Source organism: Flavobacteriales bacterium, assembly GCA_013214975.1.
Classification (GTDB): Bacteria; Bacteroidota; Bacteroidia; order DT-38; family DT-38; genus DT-38.
In genome coordinates, this window is the sequence record JABSPR010000367.1 from 1 (window position 1) to 4,024 (window position 4,024).

Consider the following 4,024-nt stretch of genomic DNA (forward strand, 5'->3'; position numbering starts at 1 on the left):
CGTACTTCAAGGCCAAAAACGGGGAGAAGAACTCATTTTTATCTTTTTCGTTATTAGTTGGTTTAGGTGGTTATGTCGTGTTCTCTGCGATATTCTATTTGCTCGAGAAGCCTCTTGTTCAGATGTATGGCAGTGAGTTGAGCTTATTGTTCGACCATGTGTATTTAATATTCCCGCTAGCTTTCTTTTCGCTCTACATCGGGTTCTTCGAATCGTATTTGTTCTCGTTACACAAAACTGTTTTATCTCATTTTTTGAAATCGGCCTTAACCAAGCTTTTATTCTTTGTTGAAATTATCCTATATCATTTTGGTTATATCGGATTCGACGAGTTCTGGGTGTTATTTGTCGCTATCTACGGTTTGAATATGTTAATCTTATTTGGTTACCTAATTTATCTAAATGAGATGTCCTTAACACTTTCCTTCCCGTACAGGGGGAGGGCTTTAAGGATGATGGCTAAATATGGCGTGTTCTCGGTTATAAGTGGTGCCGCCAATTCATGGGTAAACAGAATAGACAAGATAATGTTGGTCTTTATGCTGGGTTTAGATACTGTAGGTGTATATACCATTGGATTTGTTTTAGGAGGAATGACATACGTACCCGCTAGTTCTATCTATCGAATAGTATATCCTATAATTGCCACTGCAATGAGAAAAAAAGATTGGGATTTAATAGCTGATATCTATAGTAAAACTTCAATTAATCTGTTTTTGCTTTGTGGGATTATATTCAATATTACCTGGCTTAATGCCGATAATTTCTACTCCATATTGAGCGATGAGTACGCCGGAGGGAAAACAATATTGTTAACTATTGCGATGTGTAAACTACTGGATTCTTTAACTGGAGCGAATGGCTTGATGATTATACTGTCTAAATTTTACCAGTTCGATACATATGCTTCTATCGGATTAATTGTTCTGGCAATAGGGACTAATTATGTACTCATTCCTTCATATGGAATGGATGGTGCAGCGTATGCAACTCTAATTACTATAGTATTGATTAATGCAATTAAGATGATTTACATCTACGTGAAATTTAGAATTCACCCATTCTCTATCAACACGATAAAGGCTATTGGAGTTATTGCTTTGCCAATATTTACAATCCCATATATTCCAACTTTGGGAGGTTTTTTGGATAACGAGATGTATCAAATAATCTTTGATGTCATTATTAGGGGAGGGTTAGCATCAATAGTAATTGTTTCTCTGATTTGGTTTCTCCGTATCTCTGATGATATAAATTCGTCGATAAAAGATGCTTTTGCGAAGTTGAATATTAAACTGTAGTTCTTAAAACGACCGATTAACTCCAACTACCCATCTATTATTAAAGTAAGAATTATTGGCATCGGCTTCTGGAATCCGATTTAGGAAATAGGGTAGGTCTAGTCGCACTGTTAATGGTTTGGCCATTTCCAATCCTCCCCAACGTTTAATGGTAAGCAAGAATCCATTCCCGGCATCAATCCGAACATTAGATAGGTCGATGGAAGAACCATCTGTTACGAACGACATAACACCCATATCGGCAAAAAAGTAAGCATCTAAATGGATGTATTTTGAAAGTTTCTTTGGTTTTAGTTTGATGAGCTTATCAAAATCAACTTCAATATTGAATGCAGCTCCAGTATTTCCTTTATAGGCAAATCCAACATCTCCATTTTTTTTGTAATCGGGAACAACGTATCCGGCATAGCCCCTTAAGTTCAAACCACCTCCATATTGTAAATGATTCGTAGTTGTTCCATAACCTAACCAATCGTTATTAATAAAGCCCGTTGAGCGCATGTATTTATTATCCATCATGCTTTCCGGGTTTCCTCCTGCTAAAAATAAAGACGATTCATTAGCAATATTGTTACCAGTTCCATATTGTGCAAATAGTCTAGTGTTAATCTCTAGTTTGCCTAGATTCCCTTTGTTGGTTGATGTTAGAGATAAATTACTGTAGTTGTAATCACTTAAAATTGTGGATGTTTTAAGAAGTGCTACGATATGCCCTTTTCCTCTTTTGTAACTGTACTTATGCTCGTACTTGAGGTTTAAGGTATTATTTAATTTGTTTGCTTCCCATTCGTTCGAATAGAGCAAATATTGAAGGTCGGAGATATTCTTTCTTTCCATCGATTTAAAACTCAACGAATAAATATTCTTTTTGTCTCGGTCTTTTTTTGTCAATTTCACATTATAACTTCTAAGCCCATCGAGGTACAGCGCGCCCATGCTGTAGGAGAGGTTAGGGCTGCATTTGTCAAGCCCCGTATGGTATTTAAATCGGTAAGAAAACTTGTTATGAGAATTTGGATTTGCATTTATGACTTCCGCTTGTTGTAATACACCGATGTTATACCATAGGCCCAAATCGTATACGTGTTTGTATTTAAAATAGGACCCTCTTGAATGTGCTCCAAATTTTACGCCATCAAATCCGTTGTACCATAGGTCCGGACGAATATAATGCTCGAATGACATTCTATCTGGGTAGTTAGCTATTTGATAGTCGAAGTTAAATGTGTGTTTCGGTTTCTTTGTATTATCCATCATGTTCACATCAAAGAGCCTATGAGAAGGGTCGATGATCACATCTTCTATGCCACCTGGGATTTCAAGAGTAGTAGTGTAAGTTGGATTAAGATTATCCCATCCAAACCATTTAGGTAGTATGGTAGCTTTAGTTTCCTTTTCGAACCAAGTGTTTGGAATGTGAAAGTCAAGAATGTTACCTGCTTTGTCTACTACTGAAAAGTCAAGAGGCATGTGTAGGCTTCCTTTTCTCTCAAAGGATATTTCAAATTGATTATTCTTTCCTTTTTTTACTTTAGATACCCTGTAGTCAATGGTTTTAGTTGTTTCTATCCATTGGTCGAAAAACCAATTTAGATCGACTTTGGTATAGTTTATAACAGATGTTCGGAAATCAATAAAATAGGGGTGAGCAATTTTCCATGTATCGAAATAGCTTTTAATTGCTTTCTCGAAAAGCTCATCTCCCAATACATACTCAAGATTGTATAGCATTGCAGCTGTTTTGTAATATACTTGTCCATAGCCTCCACCAAATTTTATTTTTCCATGGAAGTCGTCTGAGTGCACGTTTAGTCTGGATAATTTATCTCTTATACCAAAGCGCATAAGAGGAATATTTACTCTTATCTCTCTTGCTAGAATTGGTTTTTGGTACATTTCGATATAACGAGATTCATTTTCATTCCGCTGTAACGTATCTCCATCAATTGCTTCCAAACCTAACACCGTTAAATACTGAGTAAACCCTTCGTCCAAAGAAGCCCTGTACGTTTCATTACTACCTACTTGACCATAGAACCAATTATGTCCGATTTCGTGAACGAGCAAGCCTCTATGGCCTGGATCCTGACCTTTGTCGAGTGTTAGCATTGGGTATTCCATTCCGTCGTTGGCATCTGCCACAATCATTTTGTGGTAGGTATACATTCCAATATCAGTTGAAAACACATCAATCACCTTTGCGCTGTATTCAGCCGCATTTTGCCATTTTGAAGCATGTTGTTCTTGAACGAGAGAGTAGCATGTTATATCGTTCCATTTAGCTTCACCAATTCGGTAAGAAGGATCTGCAGTAAAAGCGAAGTCATGCACGTTTTCGGCATGGTATATCCATGTTTTTCTTTTCGTAGCATCGTGTGGAATTATTTCTGACGGTTCGGATTCCCACTCTTTATCTGCAAAGTTTTTAAGATCTAGCTTCTTACGTAACGAGTCGGGAAGGACTTCCGAACGGTTTGTTAGATTCCCTGTAGCTCCGACTATATAATTGTATGGGAGATCCAGTTCTACATCAAATGTTCCAAAATCGCCATAAAACTCATGCCCAAGATGCTGGTCGGTAGTCCAGCCAAATTTTCTGTCGTACACGGATATTCGTGGATACCAATGAACACCGTCGTAGTGTTTGTTTCCAAATGTGGTATAGATTTTCATTCTTCTCCTCACATCTTTGTGATCGAAATAAGTAAGGAAGTCAATGTTTA

At 37.2% G+C, this 4,024-nt stretch carries 2 protein-coding genes; one reads left to right on the plus strand and one right to left on the minus strand.

Going from position 1 to position 4,024, the window contains the following annotated elements:
• The coding region (locus HRT72_11785) for a polysaccharide biosynthesis C-terminal domain-containing protein (protein NQY68386.1) at positions 1–1,301 on the plus strand (1,301 nt) is incomplete at its 5' end.
• A 3-nt stretch (positions 1,302–1,304) separates the two neighbouring features.
• Here the strand turns inward: HRT72_11785 and HRT72_11790 are convergent.
• The coding region (locus HRT72_11790) for a M1 family peptidase (protein ID NQY68387.1) at positions 1,305–4,024 on the minus strand (2,720 nt) is incomplete at its 5' end.